The sequence below is a fragment of the Acinetobacter sp. YH12097 genome, from assembly GCF_013419225.1.
Taxonomy (GTDB): domain Bacteria; phylum Pseudomonadota; class Gammaproteobacteria; order Pseudomonadales; family Moraxellaceae; genus Acinetobacter; species Acinetobacter amyesii.
Genome location: NZ_VPAN01000003.1, coordinates 82,532 through 109,042 on the forward strand (window position 1 = coordinate 82,532; position 26,511 = coordinate 109,042).

23 protein-coding genes and 2 tRNA genes are annotated in these 26,511 nt (G+C 39.6%); 11 read left to right on the forward strand and 14 right to left on the reverse strand.

All coding sequences use genetic code 11. From position 1 onward, the window contains the following. Window positions 1-44 precede the first annotated feature (44 nt). The 8 genes from FTU37_RS02895 to pyrC all read right to left on the reverse strand — a co-directional run bounded on the left by FTU37_RS02895 (window position 45) and on the right by pyrC (window position 6,436). The gene (locus tag FTU37_RS02895) at window positions 45-197 is read right to left on the reverse strand and encodes a hypothetical protein (RefSeq protein WP_168379378.1); all 153 of its coding nucleotides are present in this window, start codon (window positions 195-197) and stop codon (window positions 45-47) included. Window positions 198-262: 65 nt separating this feature from the next. Then, window positions 263-1,030 (reverse strand): hypothetical protein, encoded by a 768-nt coding sequence (locus FTU37_RS02900; protein ID WP_180026814.1) that lies wholly within the window; start codon window positions 1,028-1,030, stop codon window positions 263-265. Then, the gene (locus FTU37_RS02905) at window positions 1,027-1,863 is read right to left on the reverse strand and encodes a hypothetical protein (protein ID WP_180026813.1); all 837 of its coding nucleotides are present in this window, start codon (window positions 1,861-1,863) and stop codon (window positions 1,027-1,029) included. Before FTU37_RS02905 ends, FTU37_RS02900 begins: the two co-directional genes overlap by 4 nt. 60 nt (window positions 1,864-1,923) lie before the next feature. Next, entirely contained in the window at window positions 1,924-3,255 is a 1,332-nt protein-coding gene (locus FTU37_RS02910; protein ID WP_180026812.1) for a hypothetical protein, read from the reverse strand. Then, complete coding sequence (locus FTU37_RS02915; RefSeq protein ID WP_180026811.1) at window positions 3,243-4,460, reverse strand: Plug domain-containing protein; 1,218 nt, start codon at window positions 4,458-4,460, stop codon at window positions 3,243-3,245. Before FTU37_RS02915 ends, FTU37_RS02910 begins: the two co-directional genes overlap by 13 nt. A 201-nt stretch (window positions 4,461-4,661) precedes the next feature. After that, window positions 4,662-4,737, reverse strand: a tRNA-Glu gene (locus FTU37_RS02920). A gap of 20 nt (window positions 4,738-4,757) precedes the next feature. Next, window positions 4,758-5,417 (reverse strand): ribonuclease T, encoded by a 660-nt coding sequence (gene rnt, locus FTU37_RS02925; RefSeq protein WP_078192915.1) that lies wholly within the window; start codon window positions 5,415-5,417, stop codon window positions 4,758-4,760. After that, window positions 5,402-6,436 (reverse strand): dihydroorotase, encoded by a 1,035-nt coding sequence (gene pyrC / locus FTU37_RS02930; protein ID WP_180026810.1) that lies wholly within the window; start codon window positions 6,434-6,436, stop codon window positions 5,402-5,404. Before pyrC ends, rnt begins: the two co-directional genes overlap by 16 nt. A gap of 151 nt (window positions 6,437-6,587) precedes the next feature. On the opposite strand from pyrC, the gene FTU37_RS02935 reads away from it, so the two are divergent. Next, the gene (locus FTU37_RS02935; RefSeq protein WP_180026809.1) at window positions 6,588-7,844 is read left to right on the forward strand and encodes a diguanylate cyclase; all 1,257 of its coding nucleotides are present in this window, start codon (window positions 6,588-6,590) and stop codon (window positions 7,842-7,844) included. An 82-nt stretch (window positions 7,845-7,926) separates the two neighbouring features. On the opposite strand, the gene argG is transcribed toward FTU37_RS02935, so the two are convergent. Beyond that, window positions 7,927-9,270 (reverse strand): argininosuccinate synthase, encoded by a 1,344-nt coding sequence (gene argG / locus FTU37_RS02940; protein ID WP_078192912.1) that lies wholly within the window; start codon window positions 9,268-9,270, stop codon window positions 7,927-7,929. Between the two features lie 619 nt (window positions 9,271-9,889). Here argG and lldP point away from each other — a divergent pair. The 7 genes from lldP to FTU37_RS02975 all read left to right on the forward strand — a co-directional run bounded on the left by lldP (window position 9,890) and on the right by FTU37_RS02975 (window position 18,818). After that, window positions 9,890-11,557 carry an L-lactate permease gene (gene lldP, locus FTU37_RS02945; protein ID WP_180004194.1) on the forward strand — a complete coding sequence of 556 codons (1,668 nt, stop codon included), beginning with the start codon at window positions 9,890-9,892 and terminating at the stop codon, window positions 11,555-11,557. A 32-nt stretch (window positions 11,558-11,589) separates the two neighbouring features. Beyond that, complete coding sequence (gene lldR, locus FTU37_RS02950) at window positions 11,590-12,333, forward strand: transcriptional regulator LldR (RefSeq protein WP_180123769.1); 744 nt, start codon at window positions 11,590-11,592, stop codon at window positions 12,331-12,333. A 2-nt stretch (window positions 12,334-12,335) separates the two neighbouring features. Beyond that, complete coding sequence (gene lldD, locus FTU37_RS02955) at window positions 12,336-13,490, forward strand: FMN-dependent L-lactate dehydrogenase LldD (protein ID WP_078192909.1); 1,155 nt, start codon at window positions 12,336-12,338, stop codon at window positions 13,488-13,490. A gap of 323 nt (window positions 13,491-13,813) precedes the next feature. Next, window positions 13,814-15,505, forward strand: a complete 1,692-nt coding sequence (gene dld, locus FTU37_RS02960; RefSeq protein WP_180123770.1) for a D-lactate dehydrogenase — start codon at window positions 13,814-13,816, stop codon at window positions 15,503-15,505. Window positions 15,506-15,687: 182 nt separating this feature from the next. Further along, window positions 15,688-17,724 (forward strand): NADPH-dependent 2,4-dienoyl-CoA reductase, encoded by a 2,037-nt coding sequence (locus FTU37_RS02965; RefSeq protein WP_180123771.1) that lies wholly within the window; start codon window positions 15,688-15,690, stop codon window positions 17,722-17,724. A gap of 87 nt (window positions 17,725-17,811) precedes the next feature. After that, window positions 17,812-17,901, forward strand: a tRNA-Ser gene (locus FTU37_RS02970). Window positions 17,902-18,605: 704 nt separating this feature from the next. Next, complete coding sequence (locus FTU37_RS02975) at window positions 18,606-18,818, forward strand: hypothetical protein (RefSeq protein ID WP_078189132.1); 213 nt, start codon at window positions 18,606-18,608, stop codon at window positions 18,816-18,818. A gap of 59 nt (window positions 18,819-18,877) precedes the next feature. Here the strand turns inward: FTU37_RS02975 and FTU37_RS02980 are convergent, their stop codons facing one another. From FTU37_RS02980 to FTU37_RS02995, 4 genes are all read right to left on the reverse strand, one after another. After that, on the reverse strand, window positions 18,878-19,171 hold the full coding sequence (locus FTU37_RS02980) for a hypothetical protein (RefSeq protein ID WP_111885765.1): 294 nt from the start codon (window positions 19,169-19,171) through the stop codon (window positions 18,878-18,880). A gap of 166 nt (window positions 19,172-19,337) precedes the next feature. Then, window positions 19,338-19,694 (reverse strand): hypothetical protein, encoded by a 357-nt coding sequence (locus FTU37_RS02985; protein WP_180123772.1) that lies wholly within the window; start codon window positions 19,692-19,694, stop codon window positions 19,338-19,340. A gap of 217 nt (window positions 19,695-19,911) precedes the next feature. Then, a complete protein-coding gene (locus tag FTU37_RS02990) occupies window positions 19,912-20,658 on the reverse strand; it encodes a hypothetical protein (protein ID WP_180123773.1) in 747 nt (248 codons plus the stop codon). Window positions 20,659-20,746: 88 nt separating this feature from the next. Next, window positions 20,747-21,445, reverse strand: coding sequence for a 3'-5' exonuclease (locus FTU37_RS02995; RefSeq protein ID WP_180089086.1), 699 nt, complete (start codon window positions 21,443-21,445; stop codon window positions 20,747-20,749). A 738-nt stretch (window positions 21,446-22,183) separates the two neighbouring features. On the opposite strand from FTU37_RS02995, the gene FTU37_RS03000 reads away from it, so the two are divergent. Then, complete coding sequence (locus FTU37_RS03000) at window positions 22,184-23,443, forward strand: alpha/beta fold hydrolase (RefSeq protein ID WP_180123777.1); 1,260 nt, start codon at window positions 22,184-22,186, stop codon at window positions 23,441-23,443. 49 nt (window positions 23,444-23,492) lie between these two features. On the opposite strand, the gene FTU37_RS03005 is transcribed toward FTU37_RS03000, so the two are convergent. Continuing rightward, window positions 23,493-24,320: a DUF695 domain-containing protein gene (locus tag FTU37_RS03005; RefSeq protein WP_180107240.1), complete on the reverse strand. Its 828-nt coding sequence runs from the start codon at window positions 24,318-24,320 to the stop codon at window positions 23,493-23,495. Window positions 24,321-24,491: 171 nt separating this feature from the next. Here FTU37_RS03005 and glyA point away from each other — a divergent pair, with 171 nt between their 5' ends. Then, on the forward strand, window positions 24,492-25,745 hold the full coding sequence (gene glyA / locus FTU37_RS03010; RefSeq protein ID WP_180123774.1) for a serine hydroxymethyltransferase: 1,254 nt from the start codon (window positions 24,492-24,494) through the stop codon (window positions 25,743-25,745). 162 nt (window positions 25,746-25,907) lie between these two features. After that, on the forward strand, window positions 25,908-26,312 hold the full coding sequence (gene rnk, locus FTU37_RS03015) for a nucleoside diphosphate kinase regulator (RefSeq protein WP_180074340.1): 405 nt from the start codon (window positions 25,908-25,910) through the stop codon (window positions 26,310-26,312). Window positions 26,313-26,511: the final 199 nt, after the last annotated feature.

The following is a 26,511-nucleotide window of genomic DNA, read 5'->3' on the forward strand; positions in this document are numbered from 1 at the left end:
ATAATACTGATCTAAAATTTAAATCTTTAGCACTGACCATTGGATTAATGGTCAGGAGTTTGATACTCAGCTTCAGAAGTTGCAGGTACTTGAGTTTGTTCAGCTACAGGGGCTTTGTTGTCATCGCGGCTCACAATATACAGATAGAGTGCAGATGGAAATAAGATGGCTAAAACCAAGAGCAACTTTTTAAACATAGGGTATTCTTACATCAAAATAGATCAAGCTGAAGTATAAACAAAACCAGTCAGGCTGTAATTAATTAAAGTTTGTGGTTTTTCTGTTCTAGATTGGACAGTATGATTTGGTAAATGTCGGGGTAGTGTTGTTTAAAGTTCCGTTGTTGCATGATTGTGATGGTTGAAGCATTTGGCTCGACACCCAGTTTTAAAATTTTTTGGGTTAAAGCGAGTTGAGGGGAGCGACCATCAAAATGTGTATTTAGTAAGTTACCATCGGTATATTTTACTGTGAGTCCGATATTCAGGAGATAATCAAAAACATCAGGCAAACCAAAACCGGCAGCTTTGTAGAGTAAATTATATGTTTCTGCACGATAGCCACGGCCGTATGTTTGATGTGTTTTTAATAATCCTAATGCATTATAAAATTCTAACTTGGCAATAATTTCTTGTTCATTAATAGAACCATCGCCATTTTTTAAAGTCCTATTGATGGTATTAAAAGTCACATCGTTTGAGCTGGGTTTGCAATTAGCAGCAATCAGTCGCTTGATATCTTGAAGTGGAAGTATAAGATGCGCTGTGTCACACATTTTTTTAACTTCTTTATTTTTCATTTTACTGCTTTGAATATTTTTATTTTCAAATTCCTGCACTATGGCTGACCAACCATATATGTTTATAAATTTATAATAACGAGACGTATCATTTGTCATCCCTTTGATCTTTTTAAAGTCTTGAATGTTTTTCACTGATGGTGCATTGGTAGAGAGATTTTGTGGTAATGGAGCATTTGCAAAGCAATGCATACTCATTAGCAGGCAGCTGGTAATAACGATGTTTTTCATGGTTTGTGTGCTTTTAATAAATTGTAAACGTCAGGATATTTGGTTGAAAAGTCATTCTGTTCCATTTGTTTATAAACGTTACTATTGGGCTCGATTCCTGCATTCAGTAGTTTTTGAACCAAACTCACAGAAGGGTTACGGCCTTTGATATTGTCTAAAATTAAATTACCATCCACGCCCGTGTAATCGACACCAATACTCAGCAAATAATCAGAAACGTCTTCAAGCCCCCAACCAATTGTTTTAGATTGCAAAGAGCTTTTTTCTTCATACGGGCCAAATTTATACGTAACGTGTGTTTGTAAAACATTTTCCGACTTGTAGAGTTTTAATTTTTCAATGATTTCGTTTTGATCTATTTTGCCTTCTGCATTGGTTAATGCGCAATTAATAATCATAGAGGATGAACGGCCATTGAGTGGTTTGCAATTTGCTTTAAATAAGCGTTTGGTTTGATCGGCAGTGCTATGACTCAGTGCAATTTCGCAAAGTTTTTCTTTTTCCCTTTTAGGCATTTTGCTTTTTAGGATGGTTCCTTTTTCAAAATCACGAACGATTGACTCCCAACCGTATTTGCTTGCTGTTCGGTAATACTGTATTGCTTCTTCGCTCAATTTTTTTGGTTTTTTCGCTTGTATTTGAGTGTCATGATCGTTGGTTTCGGGAATAGAAGATTCTTGGTCATCATTCAATGCTGTTTGATTTGTATGATTGGCATCGTGCTCAACAGTATTTGAAGGATTTATCGGTAGGCTGGCTTCTGGTCTAAAAATGTAGATGAAGATACCGAGACATACTAGGCACAGGCCAAAGATTAAGATTATTTTTTTCATTTTTTCGTCTATTTAAAAATGAATCAAGAGCGTTTTGAGGCGCTCTTGATAGGGGAAAGTTTAAAATTTAAATGTGACATCAGCAATGAACTGTCGCCCAATTTCAGATCTAAGTCTGTTGGTCGACTCACTAATACCTGGGGTGGTATAGATATTATGTCGATTGGTAATATTGTTAATGGTTAAACCGAATATTGCTTTGAGGTCTTTAGCGAAATTGAAATCATAAGTGGTACGCATATCCCAACTAAATCGAGGTCTAATCGTATCTGTAGCATAGGCTTCCAACAGGACACCATCATGCTCAACTTTGTTTTTTAGTTTATACGTATCTTTATATTCAGAGTTGTAGCTTAAAAAGTTATTAATCTTTAATGGTAAATTTGAAAACTCAATGTCCCAACCAAAACGAGCAGTCCAAGGCTGATTGAAATTTTCAACAGGACGTTCATTAAATTGGATGAGGCTGCCGTTAAAGATAATATCGCGATCTTCAGCAGTCGTATTACTGTTAACGTTATATGACTCAGAATAGTCTAAATAATTTTTTTCTGATTCAGTGTAATCAAAGCCAAAGTTAAACCCGTGCAGAGAGTTTTTATATACGACTGGCAGTATATTTCTGAGTGTGAGTGTGTAAATGTCAGCTTTTGCTTTACCACTATTACTATATTCAAAATGATCGATGGTGTTGCTGGTGGTTGGATCAATAAAACGATTTTTTGTGATTTCATCTTTGCTATCACGATTCACCCATTTCAGACCAAGGTTCCAGTTTTTAACTTGGCTATTAATGGCAAACACAATTTCGTCAGCATAAGGGGTCTTTAAATTGGCACGTTGAACATTGGAATTAGCTAATATTAAATCTGATAACCCAGTTTGAGTCCAATAATCTTCAGTTTGATTTTTTGTGCGTTTTAAATTGTATTCCAAAAATGCAAGTTGATCTTGCAGTTCAGTGGCTAAGGTATAGTTTGCATAATATCGATTCCATCCCGTAGTGAAGGACAGAAGATCATTTTTTAGCGGTTTATAGTTAAAGGCAGTACGAGGTGCAATATTTAAATTTTTCGATAAGCTATCATAATCTGCACGTAAACCTAAACGCGCTGAAAAATTATCCCAAGTCGATGTGTTTTCAATGAAGGTATGCACACGTTGTTGGTCAATATTAACTTTACCTTTTTGATAATACTTGCCATTTGTTTGATATTGGCCTTGATAGTTATTTTCATCCGTTGCTTCATCACAAAGAATATCACCTGCCGTACAGCTAATGCCTGAACTAGATGTAAAAGTCTTAGGCTGATTATACATATAGGCATCGTTAGGCCGTTCCCATGCAACTTTAGAATAGTCATAGCCCATACCAAAGCTTAATTGTTGCATGCTGTTGCCAATCTGAATGGTATCAACGCATTTTTTAGACTATACGAAAATGTATCTTGGTGTAATTCAATATCACTACTTGTGGCACCTTCACCAGGATTGGAACTCCAGTTTTTAGTTGGTGTTTGCTTCCAAAGAATGCCGGTAGTTGAATCATTTTCACGTGCTTGGCTTAGCGTTTGATAGCTAATATTTTGTTTTAATGTTGAATTATTGAGTTTACTTTCTAATTCACCAAAAAATGTCAACGTTTCTGTATTGCTAATACTTTTTGAATTTATTCGCTTATCAACGAAATTTAGACTGTCCAAATCCCCTAAATCAAAGCCAAACTTCGCTTTGGTTGTGTCCGAAGGTGTGTAAAAAAGGGTAGTCCCTAAGTTAATATTATTACGCTCGCTTTTGACTTTACTGCGATCTTCTAAACCACTCATTACTGGAACGATGGATTCACGTTTAGAGGCATAACTATTGATGCCCCATTGTTCAGAGAGTTTGCTGTATAGATTCAGGCTTAAGCCGTGTTTTTTATATTCTTTATTATTTGATGATGTTGGATCTTCAAACTCTGCAGCTTCTTCTTCATCGGTAAAATGATAACGTGACCAATCACTTTCCGTGTAGTCGTAAGTAACGGAGCCGTGGATTTTGCCAATTTCAGTATTTGGGGTACAAGTTTCAGCATTAACTACACCACCTGTAAATTCGCCGTATGCTGCAGAAACATTACTATCGATCAATTCTAATTTACAAATTAAATCGGTATTTAGGGCCATCCCTTGTGAGCCACCATCAAGCTTGCCTGAATAGGAGTTGCCGCTTGCCAGAGGGTCAAGGTTATTGGTGGTATTGACGCCGTTAATTACAAATTTATTTCGGTAAGTTTGCGCGCCATTAATAGATATCTCGGATGGTCGTAGCTCAGCCTGTGAATCTGCAGAACGTTGTTCACGGCTAAACTGCACATTTGGATTAACTTTTAAAAAGTCTGTGATATTTTTCGAACTATTCGGCGTTTTTTCTAAATCTTCTTTGGTGTAGATGGTTTTACCTACTTCTGGCTTGGCTTTGACTTCAACTTCAATCGGCGACATTTTGAGATTATTGCTTTGAATAAATTGAGTTGTATCAATTTCATTGGCATAAGCTTGAGATGCTAAAGCAGTCAAAATTGCGAGATTGAGGGGAGAATAGGCAAAGCGCATGGCTGTCAACAATTATGCAGATAAAAACGATAGCGATTATCATTAACTTTACAAAAATAATCAATAGAAATGAGAATTATTTGCAATAGGTGTTTTTTTAATACACAGCGAATTCAATGAAAATTTTGAATAATCAGAAGAGATGGTGATGTGTATTCAATAGACTTGAATAATCAGCTTGGAGAAAGTCTGAATAATAATTGGCGTCCCTACGGGGATTCGAACCCCGGTTACCGCCGTGAAAGGGCGATGTCCTAGGCCTCTAGACGATAGGGACGTTTAGAAGATGGCGGTATCTTATTGATCCGCCATCATAGTGTCAAGTAGGTGAGGGCCGAGTTTGTTCAAAATATAACAGAACAGTTCTGCGGTCTTCTGAGTATCGTAAAGTGCAGAGTGTGCTTCTTTACCATCAAACTCAATACCAGCTTGAATACATGATTTTGCCAGCACAGTTTGTCCAAACATTACAGCGCTCAAAGTCACTGTATCGAATACGGAAAAACTATGGAAAGGATTTTGATTTTTTGTTCCTGTACGTGCAATAGCTGCCTGTACAAACCCTAAATCAAAATGGGCATTGTGACCAACTAAAACAGCATGAGTGCAGTTTTGTTGACGACGTACTTCATTCACTGACTTAAAAATACGTTTTAATGCTGATTTCTCATCTTCAGCCATGGCCATACGCATCGGATTAAATGGATCTACACCAATAAAATCCAGTGAGCGACGGTCAAGGTTGGCACCTTCAAACGGATTGATATGTGCATGGTGGGCTTCACCCGGTACAAAATTACCTTCTGCATCATACACAATAGGAATAGCTGCAATTTCCAGTAAGGCATCGGTCTGTGAATTAAAACCTGCTGTTTCGACATCGACAACAACAGGTAGGAATCCACGGAAACGTTGACCAATGACTGGTCGAGTTTCATCTGTCACACTTTTCTCCATTGGATGGTCTTACCCGCATACAACGGAATAATTTTTTCGCCATCCAAATAGTCTAAACTTTCAGGGATCATTTGATCTTCTTTTACCAAGGTAATGGTATTGGTATTTCGAGGGAGTCCGTAGAAGTCTGCACCAAAGTGGCTTGCAAAACCTTCTAAACGGTCGATTTTACCGACTTGATCAAATGCTTGAGCGTATAGCTCAATTGCTGTTGGTGCACTATAACATCCTGCACAGCCACATGCATTTTCTTTAGCATTTTTTGAGTGCGGCGCACTGTCTGTACCTAAGAAAAATTTAGGGTTCGCACTGGTCGCGACTTCGAGCAAAGTTTGCTGATGGGTTTGACGTTTTAATATCGGTAGGCAATAGAAATGCGGTTTAATACCACCCACCAACATATCATTACGGTTAAACAATAAATGTTGCGGTGTGATTGTCGCAGCGACATTACGGTCTTGTTCTAATACAAAATGCGCAGCTTCACTTGTGGTGATGTGTTCTAGCACCAATTTTAATTTAGGGAACTGTTTTAACAGTGGAGAAAGTACTTCATCAAGGAAACGTTTTTCACGGTCAAAAATATCGACATGGTTATGCGTCACTTCACCATGTAAGAGTAATGGCACTTGGTGTTCTTCGAGTTGCTCAATCACACCATATACTTTACTAATGTCACTGACACCACTGTCCGAGTTCGTGGTTGCACCTGCTGGATAGAGCTTAATGGCATTAACATGCTCAGATTCTTTAATTTTTTTAACTTCACTTGCAGGTGTGTTGTCTGTGAAATAGAGCACCATGCGCGGGTCAAAGTGAACGCCTTCAGGAACATGTGCCATGATACGTTCACGGTATGCATTTGCTTCTTCAACGGTTTTTACCGGTGGTACGGTGTTTGGCATACAAATCGCGCGAGAGAATTGTTGTGCTAAATCAGGAACTGTACGCTTTAGGGCTAGACCGTCACGTAAATGTGCATGCCAATCATCTGGCTGAAGAAGAGTAATCGTGTTCACAGCGATTCCAAGCTTGGAAATAAAACAAATGATAATGCAAATAATGTGAAAATGGTAACGAGATTTCTGTACAAATGACTGAACAGATATAAATAAAGAATAAAACTGTGGTATTTTTAAATGACTAAAAGAATTAGATAAATGCTTGGAAATGGAATACAAGTATAACCTTGCAAAGTTGCAATACGATAAAGAAAAAATAGAGGAACTGATTACACGGCAAACTCGTCGTGTAGGGGAAATGTTTCCTAAAAAACTGGAAACCCAATTTTGGACTTTAAACCTCGATCGTGCGCAAACCAACATACGTCATTTTTTCTGGATGGGGGTGTTGATCTACTTTGTGCTCACCATGCTGATCATTCCCGGAGATTACTGGATTATTGATCAACAGTATTTTGTGCATGATTTTATTCATTGTTTGCTTGGACAGCTCAATGGTGCGCTGTGTCTTCTGACTTTATATGCCTTTGCTCGTTACGACCGTCTGAAGCCTTATTTTTCACATGCCAGTATGTTTGTAGTGTTTTGGGCTGTTATTTCAATGTCTTGGCTCACCATGACCGTGTATACCGAAGCACTTAAACATCAGGCCATGATGATCCTTTGTATGATTTACATCTTGAGCTATATTTTGACGGGGGTTAAACCAGTCCAAATGTTGATGTCTGGCTTGTTGGCTGCTGTGGTCACCATGTTGATGCTTTTTTCATTAGAAGTGAAATTTGATGTGATGGTGTTGGGGCGTGTACTGATTGGAAGCTGTGTATTGGGTTTTGCAATCAGTAAGATGCTCTGTGCGCGTGAACGGATGATATTTTTGAATATGCTGCGCGCGGATATTAGTGAAAAAATCCATCGTATTCATACCACAGAGCTTTTACATTTAAGTCAGCACGATGAATTAACCAAGATTTCAAACCGACGTACTTTTGATGAAATGCTTGATACCTTTTATGAGCAATCTCGACGTAATAACACCTCGCTTGCTGTGCTATTTATCGATGTTGATCATTTTAAAAACTATAACGATTTCTACGGTCATCAAAAAGGCGATGATGTAATTTCAACCATTGCCAAAACCATTAAAAATGCCATTCGACATATGGATTTTGTAGCGCGATATGGTGGTGAAGAATTTGTGGTTTTATTGCCTGAAACCGATGCGCATGGTGCTTATGCGGTAGCGTCAAATATTTATAAAGCAATCGATCGTTTAGAAATTCCACATGCCAAATCACAGGTTTCAAATCACGTCACTATTAGTTTGGGTATTACGGTATATCGTGCTGAAAATATGACGAAGGATGAACTGTTAAATATTGCCGATCAGGCGTTGTATCGTGCGAAACAATTAGGCCGGAATCAAATTTACTATCAGTCGATTCGTTCAGCACATGTGGCTTAATGTTTAATAAAATTGAGAACTTCTCTGAAATCGGCAATAAAAAACCGCGCAAAATGCGCGGTTTTTTATGACTCAACAAATCTTATTTGTTTTTGTCTTTTAATTGAGGCACTGCAGAACCTGTACCTACTGCAAGTAAGCCAGAGTTTGTGTAGATACCTAATTTAGCGCGAGTATCTGTGATATCTAGGTTACGCATAGTCAATTGACCGATACGGTCAGCAGGACTAAACATAGAGTCACCTTTCTCCATAGTTAAACGCTCAGCTTCATAAGTGAGGTTAGGAGATTCAGTGTTTAGAATAGTGTAGTCATTACCACGACGAAGTTCTAAAGTCACAGTACCAGTGATTGCTTTAGCAACCCAACGCTGCGCAGTTTCACGAAGCATTAATGATTGAGAATCGAACCAACGACCTTGGTAAAGAAGACGACCTAAACGCAGACCGTTAATACGGTATTGTTCGATGGTGTCTTCGTTATGAATACCAGTCACTAAACGTTCATAAGCAATATGAAGAAGTGCCATACCTGGAGCTTCGTAGATACCACGAGATTTTGCTTCAATGATACGGTTTTCGATTTGGTCAGACATACCTAGACCATGACGACCACCGATACGGTTAGCTTCAAGAATGAACTCAACAGGGTTTTCGATGCGTTTGCCATTTAATGCAACAGGGAAGCCTTCTTCGAAAGTTACAGAAACTTCTTCAGCTTTTACTTCTACGTCATCTTTCCAGAACGCAACGCCCATGATTGGGTCTACGATTTTGATACCCGCATTAAGGTATTCAAGATCTTTTGCTTCGTGAGTCGCACCTAACATGTTTGAGTCAGTTGAGTACGCTTTCTCTTTTGACATTTTGTAGTCAAAACCATTGTCGATCAGGAACTGTGACATTTCTGCACGGCCACCTAATTCGTCAATAAAGGTTTGGTCTAACCACGGTTTGTAAATTTTAAGTGCTGGGTTAGTCAATAGACCATAACGGTAGAAACGTTCAATGTCGTTACCTTTATAAGTCGAACCGTCACCCCAGATGTTTACATCATCTTCTTTCATTGCGGTTACAAGCATCGTACCTGTAACTGCACGACCAAGAGGAGTCGTGTTGAAGTAAGGCATACCACCAGTTGAAATGTGGAAAGCACCACATTGAATAGCCGCAATACCTTCTAATGCAAGTTGTAAACGACAATCAACTAAGCGAGCTTTAACTGCGCCATACGCTTCCGCTTTTTTTGGAATCGCATCGTAGTCGTCTTCATCAGGTTGACCTAAGTTTGCTGTGTAAGCATAAGGTTCTGCACCTTTTTGTTTCATCCACAAAAGCGCAGCTGAAGTATCTAGACCACCAGAGAAGGCAATACCAACTTTTTTGCCAACTGGGACATTCTGCAAGATAGTTGCATTATCAGTCATTGTTAATCCTAACGATATAAATATAGGCACCGAGAATGGGTGGCCTGAAAGAATACATATATGTGCATGATTGTAGCACTTTTCTGCGGGGTTTTTCTAAAAAATCATGAGATACAAGCGATGAGGTGGAAAAAAATGATCGTTGAAATCTATTGGTGAATACTTCATCCAGTTTTTGCGGGCGGAAAATGCGTTTTCTGAATGGAATAGGATGTAAATATAAAGAAATCTATTTGATTTAAATTAATGGTCATACCATTATTGGGTTAATTTGGTTTTTATGCTTTTCATTGAAATGAGACTGAGGTCATACAAAGCTAGGTTATTCGACTAAAGTATATTTTATAAAGTTTATTCATAAATAATAACTACAAAACAGATATTTAAAAGTTGATGTGGAAGTTTTCAAACGGAAAAATAATGTTTTTGCATTATATATTGGTCATACCAAAAATAGGAAAAGCTTGAATGATTGAGTTGAAATAATTAAAAATTGCGGAGTATTTTAGCAATATCATAAGTTTTTATGTGTTTAATATTTATATTGGTCATACCAATGATAAAAAGACCACATGCTGATATTGCTCAATAATTAAATCTTAGTAAGCATTTCAAGGAGATGACAATGCTTCAATGGCAGCAAATATATGACCCAATGGGGAATATATGGATATCAAGTTTAATTGCGCTCATTCCGATTATCTTTTTTTTCTTGGCGCTTGCTGTATTTCGTTTAAAAGGCAGTGTGGCAGGTACGATCACCGTTGTACTGGCACTGTTGGTGTCTTTATTTGCCTATGACATGCCTGCGCTTATGGCATTGGCTTCGATGGTTTATGGTTTCTTCTACGGTTTATGGCCGATTGCATGGATCATTATTGGTGCGGTGTTCCTGTATAAAATTTCAGTCAAAACAGGGCAGTTTGACATCATCCGTTCTTCGATTCTTTCCATTACTGAAGATCAACGTTTACAGATGCTGTTAGTCGGCTTTGCTTTCGGTACTTTCCTCGAAGGTGCGGCGGGCTTTGGTGCCCCTGTGGCGATTACTGCAGCACTATTGGTAGGTTTAGGCTTTAAACCCTTATATGCGGCAGGTCTTTGTCTGATCGTCAATACAGCGCCAGTGGCTTTTGGTGCGATGGGTATTCCAATTATCGTTGCTGGGCAAGTGTCTGGTGTTGATACGATGGAAATCAGTCAGATGGTTGGTCGACAGTTGCCATTTATGGTACCGATTGTACTGTTTTGGATTATGGCGATTATGGATGGTTGGCGCGGTGTGAAGGAAACTTGGCCTGCAGTTGTGGTTGGCGCGAGTAGCTTTGCGATTGCACAGTACCTAACGTCGAACTTTGTCGGTCCTGAATTACCCGATATTACTGCGGCGATTGCGTCTTTAGTGTCATTAACGATTTTATTTAAATATTGGCAGCCTAAACATATTTTCCGCTTTGCAGATCAAGATGCGACGATGAGTGAAGATGTTGCTGCACAAAAACAGCAAAAATATAGCTTGGGTCAAATTGCAAAAGCATGGTCGCCATTTGCGATCTTAACGGTGATGGTTACGATCTGGAGTATTAAACCGTTTAAGGATTTATTTACTAAAGACGGTGCCTTACATGATTTGGTTATTTCGATCAAAGTGCCATTCTTACACCAATTGGTTCAAAAGATGCCGCCAGTCGTTCCTGAAATGAAAGACTACGATGCCATCTATAAATTTGACTGGTTTTCGGCAACAGGTACGGCAATTGTCATCGCTGCGATCATTACCATTATTTTCTTAAAAATGAAGCCGAAAGACGCGATTGTGACCTTTGGTGAAACCATTAATGAATTAAAAATTCCAATTTATTCGATTGGGATGGTGTTGTCTTTTGCTTTTATCGCCAACTATTCAGGTATGTCTTCGACCTTGGCTTTGGCCCTTGCACATACAGGTCAAGCCTTTACCTTCTTCTCGCCATTTTTAGGATGGCTTGGTGTATTCCTCACGGGTTCAGATACGTCAGCCAATGCGCTATTTGCTGCATTACAGGCAACTACTGCACAGCAAATTGGTGTGCCAGAAGTATTACTCGTTGCTGCTAATACCAGTGGCGGTGTGACTGGAAAAATGATTTCTCCGCAGTCAATTGCAATTGCATGTGCGGCAGTTGGCTTAGTGGGTAAAGAGTCGGATTTATTCCGTTTTACCGTAAAACACAGTATAACGTTCACAATCATGATGGGGATTTTAATCACCCTACAAGCTTATGTGTTCCCTTGGATGATTCCATAACACGCATTGTGTAACAACGTTAAGGAAAGCAGATGAAAGTCTCTGATAAAACTGTTCAAAGTCTTCGTGTATTGATTGAAGAAAGCAATATGCAAGTTGGAGATCGTCTGCCTGCAGAACGGAAACTGTGTGAACAACTTGGCGTCTCACGCACCTCTTTACGCGAAGCGATTTCTCAATTGACCAGCATGGGCGTGTTGGTCAGTAAAGTCGGTGCAGGGACTTTTTTAAAGCAATTACCAGCGACTTGGTCGAGTTATCAAATTGTGCAGCCCATCAGCAGTTTGATTAGTGAAGACCCTGCCTACCGTTTTGATGTGCAAGAGGCGCGCATTATTTTGGAAGGTGGTACCGCATGGTATGCGGCACAACGTGCTACAGCAGAGGACTTGGCACATATCCGACATTATTATGATCAGATTAACCATTTTCAGGCTTTAGGCAATAACGATGAAGCAGCGCGTGCAGATGCCAAATTTCATTTAGCAATTGCTGAAGCATCACATAATTTAGTGTTGATTCAGATGATGCGTGGTCTATTTGATCTGTTGCAATTTAATGTCGTTTTAGGTCGTCGAAAAGTTTATAGCGAAGCACACCGATTTGATCAATTGCATGATCAGCACTTTCAAGTCATGAATGCAATTGAACGTCGTGATCCTGAAGCTGCACGTAAAGCAGTCTGTGGACACATTGAGTTTGTAGTACAACAGGTGCGTATGATTGATGAAGAAGAAGCTCGACGTCAGCGTGCCAGTCGATTAAACAGGATATAAGCATGATTATTTCTTCTGCCAATGACTACCGTGAAGCGGCACGTCGTCGTTTACCGCCATTTTTATTTCATTACATCGATGGCGGGGCGTATGCCGAATATACCTTAAAGCGTAATGTAGAAGATTTATCAAAAATAGCGTTGCGTCAACGTGTGCTGAATGACATGTCACAGCTGAGTCTAGAAACCCAACTGTTTAATGAAACCTTATCGATGCCTGTGGCTTTATCACCTGTGGGTTTAACCGGGATGTATGCACGTCGTGGTGAAGTTCAAGCAGCCGTTGCCGCAGATAAAAAGGGCATTCCATTTACGCTGTCTACCGTTTCAGTTTGTCCAATTGAAGAAGTGGCGCCAGCGATTCAGCGTCCCATGTGGTTTCAGTTATATGTGCTACGTGACCGTGGCTTTATGAAAAATGCTTTAGAACGTGCCAAAGCAGCGGGCTGTTCAACTCTGGTGTTTACCGTGGATATGCCTGTTCCGGGCGCACGTTACCGTGATGCACACTCGGGGATGAGCGGCCCAAATGCTGCCATGCGCCGTTATATGCAGTCGTGTTTCCACCCACACTGGGCGTGGAATGTGGGGTTGTTAGGTCGTCCACATGACTTGGGGAATATTTCTAAATACTTGGGTAAACCAACAGGTTTGGAAGATTATATCGGCTGGTTGGGCAATAACTTTGACCCATCAATTTCATGGAAAGACCTTGAGTGGATTCGTGAATTTTGGGATGGCCCGATGGTCATTAAAGGCATACTTGATCCTGAAGATGCCAAAGATGCAGTGCGTTTTGGTGCAGATGGCATTGTGGTGTCAAACCATGGTGGCCGTCAGCTCGATGGGGTTTTATCATCAGCGCGTGCATTACCGCCAATTGCAGATGCAGTAAAAGGCGATATTAAAATTCTTGCGGACTCAGGTATTCGAAATGGTTTAGATGTGGTGCGTATGCTGGCGCTCGGTGCAGACACCTGTATGCTCGGTCGCGCCTTTGTCTATGCTTTGGGTGCTGCGGGTGGTGAAGGTGTTTCCAATCTTCTAGAACTGATTGATAAAGAAATGCGTGTTGCGATGACCTTAACAGGTGCAAAAACCATTGCGGATATTACATCTGATTGTTTGGTGAAGTTAGAGAAAGAGTTGGCTGGGTGATTTTTTGAATAGATCTCTTGGGAAAGTTATTCGTCATCAAAAAAAAAATTAAAAAATGAAAGTTCCCTCTCCTTGTAGGAGAGGGTTAGGGAGAGGTATTTATTGATTAATTCTCCTAACCCTCTTGCGTAGCATTGCTACTCATCCCTAAGGGAGAAGGGATATTCATTATAGATTTTAATAACAATGACTAAAAACTTTTGATATGTGCAAATAAACCTACATTGTTTAAAATTATTTAAATCAATATTTTTTCATTGCACAACAATGCAATTCCTCTTTAGCGAGGAGAGAAAAAATTGAAAATGGAAAATTCTACGAGCATGCAAACTCAATCATCACAAACCATTCAAAACCTTATCAACATCGTCGGTAAGCAACATGTTCTAACTGAAGATAAAGACACACGTTTATACCGCCAAGGTCGCCGTTACGGTGCAGGAAAAGTATTGGCTGTGGTTACACCGGGCTCTTTGCTTGAGCAATGGCAAGTGCTGCAAGCGGCTGTGGATGCAAATTGTATTGTGATTATGCAAGCTGCCAATACAGGTCTGACAGGTGGTTCAACGCCGTTTGGTGATGACTATGACCGTCCTGTGGTGCTGATAAGTACTCGCCGTTTGGTTGGCATCCAAGTGATTAATGAAGGCAAGCAAGTGATTTGTCTACCGGGTGCGACATTAGACAAACTTGAAAAAGATTTGCTGCCATTTAATCGTGAACCTCATTCGGTGATTGGTTCTTCATGTATTGGGGCATCGGTTTTGGGCGGCGTGTGCAATAACTCAGGGGGTGCTTTGGTGCGCCGCGGTCCTGCCTATACAGAGCTTGCACTGTATGCACGAGTGAATGAGTCAGGTGAATTGGAGCTGATCAATCATTTAGGTGTCAATCTTGGCAATACGCCTGAAGAAATCCTCACAGCGCTAGAAAATAAAAAATATCAAATCAATGACATTGTGAATAATTCAAGTTGCTGTGCCTCTGATCAGCGCTATTCACATGACGTTAAACAAGTTGATGAAAATACGCCTGCACGTTTTAATGCAGATCCGAGTCGACTATTTGAAGCATCGGGTTCAGCGGGTAAAGTGTGTGTCTTTGCCGTACGTTTAGATACCTTTGAAAAGATTCCAAGTCAGGTGTTTTATGTAGGAACCAATTCACATGATGATTTGACGGAAATTCGCCGTTTTTTACTAAAAGATTTGCCGCGCTTGCCGATTGCAGGTGAGTACATTCATCGCGTGGCATATGACATTGGGGCTGAGTACGGCAAAGATTCTTTTGTATTTATTGAAAAATTTGGCACGGCAAAAGTTCCAGCTGCTTTTGCCATGAAAGATAAAGTCGATGGCTATTTAGAAAAACTGGGCTTGCGAGGTTTGTCAGATAAAGTCTTGCAGCTAGTGACAAAATTTTTGCCGAATCATTTGCCGAAACGGATGAATGCCTTCCGTGATTTATATGAACATCATTTGATGATTCGTATTGAAAATCAGGATGTTGATCAAGTTGATGCGTATTTGAAAACGTATTTTTTAGATAAAACGGCAGGCAATTATTTTAAATGCACAGACGAAGAAGGGCGTAAGGCATTTTTACATCGTTTTGCGGTGGCGGGTGCTGCAATTCGTTATCGTGATACGCATCGTTCGGAAGTGGAAGATATTGTTGCGCTGGATATTGCGCTACGTCGCAATGATCGAGAGTGGGTAGAAACTTTGCCGAAAGCCATGGATGAGCAAATTATCCATAAACTCTATTATGGACATTTTCTCTGTCATGTTTTTCATCAAGATTATATTGTGAAAAAAGGTGTAGATCCTTTGGTAATGGAACATGCAATGTGGCATTTACTCGATGATCGTGGTGCTGAATATCCTGCGGAACACAATGTTGGACATTTATATGTTGCCAAGCCTGCATTAAAAAATCATTATCAAAAACTGGATCCAACCAATAGCTTTAATGTCGGGATTGGGCAAACCAGTAAGCTGAACCATTGGAAATAATGCTTTTAAAAATAACACGCCGTGATGTGAAATATCACGGCTTTTTTTATGGTTAGAGGATTTATATATCAGGCGGTATTGACCATAAAAGCGAAGAATATTTTCTAAACTGTCATCCCAAAATATAAAAAAACCGCTAAAGTATTATGCAACAAGTTGCAAAGCCAAAATAAGGATTCAGCATGACAACGACTAGCTATGCAAATATTTTAAAACCTTTACATTTGGGTTTTACCACGATTAAAAATCGTGTCGTGATGGGGTCCATGCATAGTGGGCTGGAAGATCGTTTTTATAATTATCCTAAGCTTGCAGCTTATTTTGGTGAGCGTGCGAAAGGTGGTGTCGGCCTGATTATTACAGGCGGTATTTCGCCAAACCGTCAAGGTTGGTTGTTACCTGCTGGCGGTACCATGAATACTTTAGGTGATATCGCTCCACATCGATTGGTGACTCATGCAGTGCATAAGCATGGTGCCAAAATTTTAATGCAAATCTTGCATGCAGGGCGTTATGGCTATCAGCCTTTTGCAGTGTCAGCGAGTCCGATAAAATCTCCGATTTCACCTTTTAAACCGCGTCAATTGAGTGATAAACAGATTTTAGACACGATAGACGACTATGTACGCTGCGCAAGCTTAGCTCAAAAAGCGGGCTATGACGGTGTTGAAATCATGGGTTCAGAAGGCTATTTGCTGAATCAATTTTTAAGTCGTCATGTCAACCAACGGACTGACCGTTGGGGCGGCGAGATTGAAAATCGTATGCGTCTTGCGGTTGATATTGTAAAATCAATACGTGCTGAAGTGGGTGAGAAATTTATTATCTGCTTCCGTTTGTCATTGCTTGATTTGGTTCATGATGGGAACACCATGGCAGAAGTCATTACTGTTGCTAAAGCATTGGAAGCAGCAGGTGTGACGTTATTGAACACGGGGATTGGTTGGCATGAAGCACGTATTCCGACAATTGTGACCTCAGTGCCTCGCGCAGCGTTTGTGGACTATACCGCTGAAGTCAAAAAACATGTTGCGATCCCTGTCATTGCGTCCAACCGTATCAATATGCCAGATACTGCTGAAGAAATTTTAGCTTCAGGCAAGGCGGATATGGTGCAGATGGCACGTCCATTCTTGGCAGATCCGTTTTGGGTAAATAAAACGGCGACCAACCGTGTCGATGAAATTAATACCTGTATTGCCTGTAACCAAGCCTGTTTAGATCATACTTTTAAAAATCAGCGTGCGACGTGTTTGGTCAACCCACGAGCGGCATATGAAACTGAATTGGTTTATTTAAAGACCAAAAAACCGAAGCGTATTGCAGTCGTCGGTGGTGGCGTTGCTGGGATGTCTGCTGCAACGGTAGCGGCAAGCCGAGGCCATGCGGTGACACTATTTGAAGCTGGTGCAGAGGTAGGTGGTCAATTTAATTTGGCGAAAGTCGTTCCGGGCAAAGAAGAATTTCACGAAACGATTCGCTACTTTAAAGTTCAAATCGAAAAAACGGGTGTCGATCTGCGTTTAAACACGCGTGTAAACCGTGAACAACTTGAACGTGAAGGGTTTGAGGAAGTTGTTATTGCAACAGGTGTGGTTCCTCGCAGCTTGAATATTGAAGGTAGTGATGCACCGAATGTCTTGTCTTATGCGGAAGTGCTGAAAGGCGCAGCTGTGGGGAATAAAGTTGCTGTGATTGGTGCAGGCGGCATTGGCTTTGATGTATCTGAATTTTTACTCAAACCGCCACATCAGCCACAACCAATGCCTTTAGCGGATTGGCAGCGGGAGTGGGGTGTTGATCCGAATCCAAACTATGTAACAGAAGGCGGTATGCAGGCTGCTGAGATCGAACCTCCCGTTCGAGAAATTTATTTATTACAACGTAAAACAACTGCACTTGGTGCAGGGTTAGGTAAAACATCAGGTTGGGTGCACCGTGCACAATTAAAGAAAAATGCGGTTCGTATGCTGCGTGGTGTTCAATACAAGGCCATTACTGATGAAGGGCTTTGGGTTGAACATGCAGGGCATGATCAATTATTACGTGTAGATACGATTGTTGTTTGTGCAGGTCAGGAATCGGTGAAGCATTTGATGCCTGAACAGGGTGAGAAAACCCTTGCCAATTACCATATTATTGGTGGTGCAAAACTAGCAGCAGAGTTAGATGCGAAACGCGCAATACGTGAAGGTGCGGAGCTTGCGGCTAAACTTTAAGGATTTGGCGAAACAATATTCATTTGAAAGGTTTAGTTGTAATTTTTACTTGTCAGATGAATAAAACCTCCGTATTATGGCGCACATGGAAGCGTGGCAGAGCGGTTTAATGCACCGGTCTTGAAAACCGACGAGGGCGCGAGTCCTCCGTGAGTTCGAATCTCACCGCTTCCGCCAAATTCAAAAAAGCCCCTGTAGTGATACAGGGGCTTTTTTTTGTTTTAGATTTTAATTTGAGACGGCAATCTTACTTACTAGTATTTTAAGCAATGCTAAAAATGGATATCAGACTTAAAATTCAAGTCAGAAATTAATGCAAGGGTTGTCAAAGGTTGAATTAAAAGTAAGAGAAAAGAATGTTTATAGATTGATAGTGTTGAATTTATTTTTAATGGCCTATTTATTTAAATCTTTCACAAGCATTGGGCAGAGCTATGATCGCTTATTTTGAAAAAATATCAATTGTATTTTATTTGATCAAATGTTTAGAAGTGTCACGACCCCTTGGCAAGGGATAAAAAAGTGCTATATTGAAATCACAGTAGGTCATAACCAAGACGCTACTAATAGGTTGGACGGATCAATGACAGCTCGTTGAGTTTAGTAATGTTTAAGATGTTTTTGAATATTACAGACAAGAAATCAGCACTAGCCTTCCAACATAGAGCCCGCAGCAATGCGGGCTTTTTAATGTCTTTCAAAATGTGAAAATATAGTGTTTTTGTCAAACAATAATTAAATAGTCAACCTATGTTATTGATATATATTTACTAAAGTAAAATAAGTTTACATTGCCATGAAATCTAACATTTACAAAGCAGGTTGTTGCGTAAAGGTGTGATATAAAAAATTCAATTATTAAAACAAGTAGAGACGTCACTATGACACAGATGATCGATATTAAAGTGAAGGACCAATTTAGTCAGGTTTATGAAGCACAAGCTTTGGTGCGTAATCCTTCAGAAGAAGATTCAAGAGCGCTATTTCATCGCATTGAACATATCATTATTGCAGGTGAAATCATCCTACCCAGTATCGAACTACTTTTTGAAAGTCAAAAATCGGACAGTATTTACAAGCTTTTAGAAGCTTAAATTGAATGAATAAAAAACTCACCTTAATGGTGAGTTTTTTTATTTTTAGAGATTGAAATTTAAGCTGTTTGATCTGCTTTAAATTGATTCAAAATATAAGACAGTAACTGATAGCGTGTCATTGGGTTGCTAGAAGACAGTTCAACATCTTGTTTACGCACTTGGATTTCTTGAGTTAAAACCCCAGCTTGAAAACGTTGTACGATCATATGATCTTTTGATACATCATGATCGGTCAGCACCAGTTTTGGTCCAAGGTGCAGATGTCCAATCGCATCTAGACATTGTTCAAGGCTGCTATATAGGTTGAAAAGGATGAGTGCCTGATCATTAGAATAATTGGCTAAATTCATTTTTATTATCCATGGTCAAAAATTATTGAGCAAGAATAGTGTATACGAATTGAGCAATAATAATCTGTATGGATTATTTTTCATTTAATGTCTGTCTAGCTAACTTTGGTTAAATCATTGAGATAGCTTAAATCTTTATGAAAAATAAGTTGGAATTCGCTTTAAATTAAAGAGGCTTGAATACCAATGGGACATCATAACGGGCAAATTCCTCAATGATACTGTTTAAAACCAATTGAGCTTGTGGCTCAGCTGCTGTAAAGGTGAGTTCTTGGTTCGTTTGGCTGTTGAAGCACTCGACTTGTTCTATACGCCAAATTGTTTCAAGGGCTGTATTTTGAATGACCACCCGTCGAGGCTGTAATTCATCACTAATTTTTCGTGGCATGACATAGGTAATGGCCAATTGAACATCGGGCAATTCGTCTGGTGAGGTTAAGAATGTAAACACCCAATTGCCAATTTTGCTGAGTTGCATTGGATTATCGAAAGAATCAAATTCTAAACAAAATTGTTGTGACATTGACATGCTCAAACGCTGGGAGGTCGGTTTAATTCTTGCGATTTTTTACTGTTGATTGACATTAGGGGAAGGTCGTATAAAACAGTGGTTAAAACCATAAAAGAAATAAGTGAATATATAAAATTAATGAAATTCAATTTCTTATATTGATATGTGGGGAAAATAACTCACCTCATTAAGTTGTTTTTTGAATGAGAAGTGAGGAAAAGTCTCTAAGTTAAACCAGTTGTTGCAGATTTTTTAAACTGTAATTTATTTGCTGTAATGCATGTTGTAAGAGTTTAGGTTGAATATTGGATTCATTTAGACAGGTGATCCATTGCATCTGACAGGCTTTTAATTCTGCAATATCCGTGGCCTGTTGAATATTAAGAATTAATTTTTTTGCCATCAGCCCACAATAGCGCTGTAAGTAACTGCACATAAAACTCTGTAACTCATCAAAATCATGCTCGATGAAATCAACGGTTTTTTCCGGTAATACAGGGTCGTTCGTTGTCGTAGTTTCAGGTGTGGCTTGTGGGAGTTGATGGGGTGTAGAGCCCATCGCCTCCATTGGTAGGTTGTTCGTCAGTGCGTGCTGAGTCTGAGTCTGAGGAACTTCCATTGTAGGCATTGAAAGTTCATTAAAAGTCACATGTTCTTGCGCTGTGAAATCGGATGCAAGGCTAAAGGTATTGAGATCGGACGTATTGCTAGGCGCTTTTTTAGGAGTATTAAAAGCAGAAAAATCTGAGCTTTGAAGGCGTAGATGATCATGTGCTGTAATTGGCTGAATCAGCCCAAGTTCCATTAGTTGCTCAAGCAATGTCACTTCAGCAATGCGCTGCTGATAATGCACAGGCATTTGGTTAAAGTCATCAGTACCAATTAAGAGTAGCAGACGACGTTGTCTTGCATTTAATGCGAGCTGTCGGTCTTTTAATGTTTGAAAACCCAGCTCAGTTTTTTGATAGTTGAACATGCCTTAATTCCATAGCTCAAAAGAATTAAGGCAATCCTATGCAGTGATAATGACAGTAATATTAAGAAAATATTAAATAATCAATGGTTTATAAAGTAATGACAGCAGAATTTTCTAAAGCTTTGCGTAAATACGGGTCTAAGTCATCTTGACGTAATAGCCATTGCACATAGTCCGCAGGTAATTCAGCAATTGCAGTACCACGGTGTTTACCAAAATTAATACTGCGTGGAATGCGTGCATCTTCCGAAGCTTCAAATAATTCTTCGATGCTGTTGATTTTTAAGTGATGGACGATATGCATCAAAATATTGGCAGTTAAAATAATATCCATATCTGCGCGGTGAGCTTTACGGATCATTTCACGGGCTTTTTCACTGCCTTTGGTGATCATATAAATCAAGGCAGAAATATTATGTGCTTCTGCATCAGGCCAAACTCGACGAGCAAGGGCAAGGGTACAAATGGCTTTAATTTTTGAACCATCTACGCCACATTTTTCGAGCGCGCGAATATCATAGTCAATATTATGCCCAATGATGTATGTCGTCTCAGTTGGAAGCTCAAAACTGCTGTAGTGGGGCTGACCTTCAAGATCTGATTCTAAAATATGATGTACAGCCATTGCTGCAAAAGAAATCGCTTCATCACAACGATAAAGTTGATCAAAAATTTTAGATTTATCTAAAGTAATTTTAGCATCTGCCACCTGAATTGGAGCATAGGCAATCTCGATGGGTTGTCCATTTAGTGTATGGGTTTCTGTGTCGAGAATGATGGCTTGCATGTCCAGTTCCAGCATGTTGAATAATGTTTATGAATGTACATGATCACATCCACACTGACAAACCAATGCTGTGATTATTTGTAGGAATATTATGAAGATGGCAGCGTAATGTATAAATAATCTGCTTTTATCGCGTCTGCAGAAATAAAACCTTTATAGCGGTAAAGCTAATTATCTTCTAAATCGACTCATTTTAAAGGCTTTTGTCTATCACGATATTCAAAAATGGCACATAACATATGATCATAATCTAAAATGATAAAACGCTATTATTGGAATGTGATCTCATAGCAATTAAACATCTGTTTTAACAATCTTTGAAAAAAGCTTTGATTTGCACTAAGTTGATTCAGCTCTCGAATACGTCCATTGTCTGAATGATGATGAATTTTGAGTAGTCATTTTTGCTGATAGGTACTTGCTGCAGTCATACGTTTATAAGTGACTTTTGCAGTTTGAGTTTTTCACTTTTGAACCGCGGACAAAATAGCCTAAGACAAAATCTAAAATAGAGAAAATCAATATGTGCTACATGCATAGTCCATAAATCTATTTTGTTAAAAAATCTAATCTAAAAAATTAAATTATAAATTAAATCAGGGTATTATTATGTTGGTGTGATTCTTCATAAATGAATAGGATGATCAATGGCGTTGAAATCGCTTGAACGTATTGAAATTCCATGCGATTAATCATTAGGAATGACTTTAAAACAACAAATAGAAGGAACAAGGGATGATGAACCGACTTAAGTTAACGGTATTGGTTAGTAGCACACTCTTTTTGGTCGCGTGTGGAGGAGGAAGCGACGGTGATTCGTCATTTATTATCGATGATGGGATTCCAAAAAATAATATAGCTGCGCCTGTTGTAAAAACACAGGTCTATATTGATGCTAATACCAATGCTAATACCGTTTTGGATACGGTGAGTGCCAATAAAACATTGATGACTTATAAAATGCTTGGCGTGAATGGTGCAGAAACTCAAGCAACAGCGTTACTCTTTACGCCTAAAGGCACCAAACCCACTGGAGGTTGGCCTATTGTCGCATGGGCGCATGGCACTACAGGTGTTGCTGATGAATGTGCTCCAAGCCAACAAGGCTTAAAGGGTAATGAATATTTTATTGCAAAACTTTTAGCAGCAGGTTATGCGGTAGTTGCACCTGATTATGAAGGTTTGGGTGAACCGAGTGGTAAAGAGTTGCATCCATTCTTAAATTTAAAAAGTGAAGCATATTCCATTACCGATGCAGTGGTTGCTGCGAGTAAAAACTTAGGAAACACCACAGAAAAACGATGGTCAGTTGTAGGACATTCACAGGGTGGGCAAGCAGCATTGGGAGCTGCTCAATATGCTTCACGTGCACAGTTAAGCTATAAGGGGGCAGTGGCTGTAGCGCCAGCTTCTAACTTAGCTCTAATTCTCAGGGGAGGTGAACAAAAAGCCGCAGCTGAAGACGATCCGATTAAGAAAATTAATATTCTTGCACCGCTTGATACCTTTACATCGCTAATTACAGCAGGTTTAAGAAACTCAACACCAACCTTACAATATAGTGAAGTGTTTGTCCCGCCAACTGACCAACTCGCTGCTCAAGCTGAAAGTGTATGTTATGACGTTTTAGGGCAAACTTTAGGTGGGGCAATGGGGGCTTATGTACAAAAGAATGGAAAATTAGATGGCTACCCTCGAACGCAAGCTAATTTTATGACCAACATTAAAGTGGTTAAACAATTCTTAGAGCAAGACTCTCAACCGCTACTCAAAAAATTGAGTACACCAATTTTCATTTATCAAGGCAGTAATGACTCAACAGTTCCAAAAGCGGCAACGGATGTGTTGATACAGCTCGCCACAAGTAAAGGAACTAAAATTAATTATGTGACGGATACAGACGATGCCATCACACCAAAATGGGATCATGCGACAGTTTATACCGCGAATTGGGATGAAATTGTCTTAGATGTAAAATCTCTAATGCCAGCGAATTAAACATGCAAATAAAGCCTAATTGATCTGATTAGGCTTTATTTTTAAGACCTCAGTTTCGAATGACTTGTGTTTCCCAGCCATCATATTGCGCATTTTCCTGTTTTGCTAATTCAAAAAGCACCAATGTGCATTGATCAATAGATAATTGATCTACATGATCTTTTCTCGAAATGATCAGTTTATAAGGATAGTTTTCATTTTCTTCTACCGTCGTTTTCTCAACTACAGCAAAGCCAAGGTCTTCGACTTTCTTAATGAAATTACTCTGTTCATTCAGTGATTTAAAGTAAATCCAATGATCTATTGGACGTGCAATTTCAAGACTGTCTCCATTGTTTCGCAGACTTTCAAGGACTTTACTATTGGACATCATTTGTAAATTCACTTCATTTGGATAAAGGTTTCTAAAATATATGTTCCAATCTCTATCGCTTTTTTTACCAAAACTATAATGGTAGTCAGGGAATGCCTGCATGGCAGACTGAATTGATTGCTCTGCATTAATATGTGGTGCAGCGTAGAAGAAAAACAGCCTTTTTGTATCACGCGTTACACGGCCCACATATACAGTTAACTTGTTTTTAGTCATGGCTGAAATCAAGGTATCTTCTAATTCTAATAAAAGATCATATTCCTCTCTGGAAGATAGTCCATCTTCTCGAGGGTGATTCATTTGTAATGCAACCCAAATCAAATTTGAAAGCGGCTGAATTGGAGCATTTTGAGCTAAAGCCAAATTCAAAAAATAGCTGGAGGGTATTCCATCGATTTCATCAAGATAAAAATCCCAATTTTCTTGGATCTCAAAATATCGAATGTCTGCTGGAGCGGAAATTGAATGATGCGGTAAATCGGTAAATTTATTGTCTATTTCCATCAGCCCCAATTCCTGTAATTATTCATTTATTCACTAAAGATTAGCAGTTAAAATGAATAATAATCACTTGGAATTAAATAAATATCAAACTGTGGAAAAGACAAACTTTCTGTTATAATACGCGCCAATCTTAGCACGGCTTAAAAGCCCTAATTTAATAGGACCTCGCTAATGTTTGCCAACACCTCTATTGCTCAATTTGACCCTGAATTAGCTCAAGCGATCTCGAATGAAGATGCTCGCCAAGAAGCGCACATTGAGTTAATCGCTTCAGAAAACTACTGTTCACCTGCAGTAATGGAAGCTCAAGGTTCAAAACTTACTAACAAATATGCAGAAGGCTACCCTGGCAAACGCTACTACGGCGGTTGCGAGTATGTAGACGTGATCGAACAATTGGCCATTGACCGTGCTAAAGAATTGTTTGGTGCTGATTATGCAAACGTTCAACCACACGCTGGTTCACAAGCAAACTCTGCAGTTTACCTTGCGCTTCTTAACCCAGGCGATACTGTTTTAGGTATGAGCCTGGCTCACGGTGGTCACTTGACTCACGGTGCTAAAGTTAGCTTCTCAGGTAAAACTTACAACGCTATTCAATACGGTTTGAACCCAGAAACTGGCGAAATCGATTATGAAGAAGTTGAACGTCTAGCTGACGAACACAAACCAAAAATGATCGTTGCTGGTTTCTCTGCTTACAGTCAAGTTGTTGATTGGCAGCGTTTCCGTGATATCGCGGACAAAGTTGGCGCTTACTTATTCGTAGATATGGCTCACGTAGCTGGTCTAGTTGCTGCTGGCGTTTACCCAAGCCCAGTACAAATTGCTGACGTAACAACAACGACTACTCATAAAACACTTCGTGGTCCACGTTCTGGTTTAATCCTTGCGAAAGCAAACGAAGAAATCGAGAAAAAATTACAATCAGCTGTATTCCCAGGTAACCAAGGTGGTCCTTTAGTTCACGCTATAGCGGCTAAAGCGATCTGCTTCAAAGAAGCAATGGCGCCTGAATATAAAGCTTACCAACAACAAGTTGTTAAGAATGCGCAAGCAATGGCTGAAGTTCTAATCGAACGTGGTTATGATGTTGTTTCTGGCGGTACTAAGAACCATTTGTTCTTATTATCTTTAATTAAACAAGACATTACTGGTAAAGATGCCGATGCTTGGTTAGGTGCTGCTCACATTACTGTGAACAAAAACTCAGTACCAAACGATCCACGTTCTCCATTCGTGACTTCAGGTATCCGTATCGGTACACCTGCTGTAACAACACGTGGTTTTGGCGAAGCTGAAGTACGTGACCTTGCAGGCTGGATCGCTGACGTTCTAGACAGCAAAGGTGACGAAGCTGTAATTGCTGCAGTGAAAGAAAAAGTTGCTGCTGTTTGCGCTAAATTCCCAGTTTACGCAAAATAAAACAGACTTGAGAAAAGCCCCCTCAAGGGGGCTTTTTTTATGTCATCAGAAAAATTCAAAAGTTATCTAAACATTTATATTTCTGATATAACAGAAGAAGAGATAACAAAAAAATTTGCCCATCGCTATAGATCTGCTGGCAAGGTCGCAAAGGAACTTTATATGAATAAACCCAATATTATTCTTTCAGAACAAGATTTACATCGCTTAGAAACCATGTTGGAGCATCAGTCTAAGTTGACGCCGACGATGGAGCATTTGGAAGATGAGATGGCGCGCGCTGAAGTGGTTGCTCCACAAGATGTCCCTGCCAATGTGGTGAGTATGAATGCCAAAGTTCTCATTAACATTGCACCTGCGACAGAAGCAACCGAAATTACACTGGTCTATCCACATGATTTTCGTGGCGATAAAGGTCAAGTCAATGTTTTGGCTCCAGTGGGCGCTGCCATTTTAGGTTTGGCTGAAGGGCAGGAAATAGAATGGCCGCAGCCTGATGGTCATACCATGAAAGTCAAAATCATTAAAGTGCTCTATCAACCTGAGCGTGAAGGGAATTATCTATAATTCCGCTGTGATATACAGATAAAATCCGCACACAAAGCCATCGATACCGATGGCTTTTTTATTTTTTCTTTATGTCCCGTCCTGAAATAAGTTTACACCTTAAGAGACTTATTTTATGGAACATGCACAAGAACAACGAGTTAAACGCACACAACGTGATTATAGCTTCGCCTTTAAAATGATGGTTGTACATGAAGTA

Coding starts and splice junctions, on each gene's coding strand:
- FTU37_RS02895 (WP_168379378.1), bottom strand. CDS start 197: ATGTTTAAAAAGTTGCTCTTGGTTTTAGCCATCTTATTTCCATCTGCA.
- FTU37_RS02900 (WP_180026814.1), bottom strand. CDS start 1,030: ATGAAAAACATCGTTATTACCAGCTGCCTGCTAATGAGTATGCATTGC.
- FTU37_RS02905 (WP_180026813.1), bottom strand. CDS start 1,863: ATGAAAAAAATAATCTTAATCTTTGGCCTGTGCCTAGTATGTCTCGGT.
- FTU37_RS02910 (WP_180026812.1), bottom strand. CDS start 3,255: ATGCAACAATTAAGCTTTGGTATGGGCTATGACTATTCTAAAGTTGCA.
- FTU37_RS02915 (WP_180026811.1), bottom strand. CDS start 4,460: ATGCGCTTTGCCTATTCTCCCCTCAATCTCGCAATTTTGACTGCTTTA.
- rnt (WP_078192915.1), bottom strand. CDS start 5,417: ATGGAGAAAAGTGTGACAGATGAAACTCGACCAGTCATTGGTCAACGT.
- FTU37_RS02935 (WP_180026809.1), top strand. CDS start 6,588: ATGGAATACAAGTATAACCTTGCAAAGTTGCAATACGATAAAGAAAAA.
- argG (WP_078192912.1), bottom strand. CDS start 9,270: ATGACTGATAATGCAACTATCTTGCAGAATGTCCCAGTTGGCAAAAAA.
- lldP (WP_180004194.1), top strand. CDS start 9,890: ATGACAATGCTTCAATGGCAGCAAATATATGACCCAATGGGGAATATA.
- lldR (WP_180123769.1), top strand. CDS start 11,590: ATGAAAGTCTCTGATAAAACTGTTCAAAGTCTTCGTGTATTGATTGAA.
- lldD (WP_078192909.1), top strand. CDS start 12,336: ATGATTATTTCTTCTGCCAATGACTACCGTGAAGCGGCACGTCGTCGT.
- dld (WP_180123770.1), top strand. CDS start 13,814: ATGCAAACTCAATCATCACAAACCATTCAAAACCTTATCAACATCGTC.
- FTU37_RS02965 (WP_180123771.1), top strand. CDS start 15,688: ATGACAACGACTAGCTATGCAAATATTTTAAAACCTTTACATTTGGGT.
- FTU37_RS02975 (WP_078189132.1), top strand. CDS start 18,606: ATGACACAGATGATCGATATTAAAGTGAAGGACCAATTTAGTCAGGTT.
- FTU37_RS02980 (WP_111885765.1), bottom strand. CDS start 19,171: ATGAATTTAGCCAATTATTCTAATGATCAGGCACTCATCCTTTTCAAC.
- FTU37_RS02985 (WP_180123772.1), bottom strand. CDS start 19,694: ATGTCACAACAATTTTGTTTAGAATTTGATTCTTTCGATAATCCAATG.
- FTU37_RS02990 (WP_180123773.1), bottom strand. CDS start 20,658: ATGTTCAACTATCAAAAAACTGAGCTGGGTTTTCAAACATTAAAAGAC.
- FTU37_RS02995 (WP_180089086.1), bottom strand. CDS start 21,445: ATGCAAGCCATCATTCTCGACACAGAAACCCATACACTAAATGGACAA.
- FTU37_RS03000 (WP_180123777.1), top strand. CDS start 22,184: ATGAACCGACTTAAGTTAACGGTATTGGTTAGTAGCACACTCTTTTTG.
- FTU37_RS03005 (WP_180107240.1), bottom strand. CDS start 24,320: ATGGAAATAGACAATAAATTTACCGATTTACCGCATCATTCAATTTCC.
- glyA (WP_180123774.1), top strand. CDS start 24,492: ATGTTTGCCAACACCTCTATTGCTCAATTTGACCCTGAATTAGCTCAA.
- rnk (WP_180074340.1), top strand. CDS start 25,908: ATGAATAAACCCAATATTATTCTTTCAGAACAAGATTTACATCGCTTA.